General features: G+C 67.1%; 2 protein-coding genes. Both read right to left on the bottom strand.

What is annotated here, in order from left to right; genetic code table 11:
* Nucleotides 1–1,409: transposase (locus tag QOC69_RS12305; protein WP_526439783.1), on the bottom strand; the 1,409-nt coding region annotated here is incomplete at its 3' end.
* 93 nt (nucleotides 1,410–1,502) lie between these two features.
* Nucleotides 1,503–2,722, bottom strand: a 1,220-nt coding sequence (locus QOC69_RS12300; RefSeq protein ID WP_526439781.1) for an LLM class flavin-dependent oxidoreductase, incomplete at its 5' end; no start/stop codon positions are given.

The raw sequence follows: 2,722 nt of genomic DNA, 5'->3' as shown, positions 1-2,722 counted from the left end.
CCGGCGTCGGCGAGCAGGATCCCGATCGAGGCTGCCTCGGCCTCATCGCAGGGCTGCGGTGGTCGGTGGCGGGCGATCACGTCTGCTGCGCTGACCGTCTTGTCGACCATGTCGCGGAAGTACTGATGGTCGACTGGGCTGGTCCCCACGTCGGTGGCCAGGATCAGCCCGTCGGCGGCGGTGACTGCCTGACAGTTGTAGCCCTGCAGCCAGCCGCCACCGCGCAGCGGCTGGATTCGTGATTGTGGATCGGTGATATTTGCCCTACGTTCGGCGGCCTCGGCTTTGACCCCAGCGGCGTCGGCGGCCGCGCGCGCCTTCTCCAGCTTGGCCTGCGCCTGGCACACCCGGGCGTTCTGCTCGACGGGTACCGGTCGGCGCCCCGGGCTGCGCCGCTGGGCAGCCGGTCCGGCATCGAGCGCGGCCCAGCGGGCGTGTTTGGCCTGCGATGCGGCGATCGCGGTGGCCAGCTGACGCTCGGCCAACGCCACCTTCGCCTCGACCGGGGTCGGGCCGGTCATCTTCTCTCCGGCGGCGATACGCGCCAGATACTTACCCACCAAAGCGTCCCGCTCGGCACGCTCGGCATCGATCTCGGCGGCGATGCGCCCCTGGGCTTGGGCGATACGCCCCGACCGATCACGAGCCACCGGATCGGGTTGCACGGATCGCGGTGATTGCGCCGGCGGTGGGCAATCGACGGGTTCATCGGGAGCGGCGGTCGTTTCGCCGTCCAGACGCGCCATCTCCTCATCGATACGCGCCGCCAGCACCGCCGGATCGGCCAACTCCGCCGGCACTGACCCCGGATTGTCCTCGCCGAACATCTCGTCCTCGGCGGCGTCGGTGGCCTCGTGCGCGGCCACCGCGGCCGCGGCGATCCGCGCCGCTTCGGCCTCGGCGGCCTTCGCCAACCCCGAGGTGGTGCGGTTGGCGCTCAGCGACGCATTCGACGCGATCTTCACCCCATCGAGCGCCACGGTCTCCAATCGGCCCAACCCCAACCGGGCGGCCAACATCAACACCTGGCCGAACAACTGCTCACACGCGGCGTGATTCTCCGCGCGGAACCGTGCGATCGTGACGTGATCGGGCCCGTCACCAGCGCAGATCACCCGATAGGACACCACATCGGCGCACGCCCGCTCGATCCGACGCGAGGACCGCACCCCCTGCGACCACGCCCAAATCAACAACGTCACCAACATGTCCGGGTCATACCCCGCCCGACCCACCCCACCAGTACGTCGGCGCTGGTGAAACGCCGAGGTATCCAGCCCCTCCACGATCGCGATCAACGCCCACACCGAGTGATCCGCCGGCAGCCACTCCCGCATGTCCGGCGGAACCAAGAACTGCTGATCACGCACCACCGGTCGATAACCCTTGGCCATCAACACATTCTCCACGAGCAGCAGGTCAGACGATCATCACGACACGCGATTCTGAAACAGCCCGTGGGGGCGAGCGAAAACGCGCCCAAATCGCAAGAAGGCGGCGGTCTAGCTGGCGACTGACACCTTCGGCCGCTGCGGCGCCTCGAACGTCGCGGGCGGCAACCCCAAGTGGTCGCGCAAGGTGTCGCCGGTGTACTCGGTGCGGAACAGTCCGCGCCGCTGCAGCTCCGGGACCACCGAGTCGACGAAATCGTTGAAGGTGCCCGGTGTTTGGGCCGCTGACACCATGAACCCGTCAGCCTCGCCTGCGGTGAACGATTCCTCGATCTGGTCGGCGACCTGCGTGGCCGTCCCGACGAACTGCGGCAACAAGACACCCTGCGCGTACCACTTGCCGACATCGCGCAGCGTGAGATTGTCCCGGTCGGCGACGCGGCGAGCGGTGTCGAACAGGCCTTGGGTGCCGGTCACCTTGACGTCCTCGACCGGGGCGTCGAGGTCGTATTGCGAGAAATCGTGGTCGGTGTGCACGCTCAACGTGATCAGGCCGGATATGGGGTCGGCCAGCTCGTTGTGGAACGCCTGCTTCTCTCGGGCGATCGACTCGGTCTCGCCGATGAACGGGATGAAGGCAGGGAAGATCAGCACCTGGTCGGGGTCGCGGCCGAAATTGACTGCCCGTGACTTGATGTCGTCGTAGTAGGCGCGACGCCCCTCCGGCGTCGGGTCGATCTCGAAGATCGCCTCTGCCCACCGCGCCGCGAAGTCCCTACCGGTGCTCGACGAGCCGGCCTGGATCAGCACCGGTCGACCCTGCGGCGAGTGCGGCACGTTCAATGGTCCTCGCGTGCGGAAGTACTGCCCGTCGTGGTCGACGGGACGGATCCGCGACGGATCGGCGAATACGCAGTTGGCCTTGTCGAGCACTAGCGCGTCGGGATCCCAGCTGGACCACAGTTCCAACGCGGTGCGGACGAACTCGTCGGCCCGCTCATAGCGGAACTCGTGCTCAAGGTGCTCGTCGTGACCGAAGTTCTGCGCCTCGCTCTGGGTCAGCGACGTGACGATGTTCCACGCCACGCGACCTCTGGTGATGTGATCGAGGCTGGCGAAGATGCGGGCAAGCTCGTATGGGTGAAAATACGTGGCGGACTTGGTGATTGCGATGCCCAGTTTGGACGTCACCGCGCCGATGCTTGCCCCCACGATGGAGGGGTCGAGTGTCGCCGTCGCCTGGGTTCCGCGGCGCAGCGGCTCGGTGATGTCGTCGCCGAAGCGTATTGGTGCGGCCAGCTGGTCGGCGAAGAACACGAAGTCGAACTTGC

Origin of the sequence: Mycobacterium sp., from assembly GCF_032162105.1 — a bacterium.
GTDB lineage: Bacteria > Actinomycetota > Actinomycetes > Mycobacteriales > Mycobacteriaceae > Mycobacterium.
This window is presented reverse-complemented; position numbering and strand designations above follow the sequence as displayed.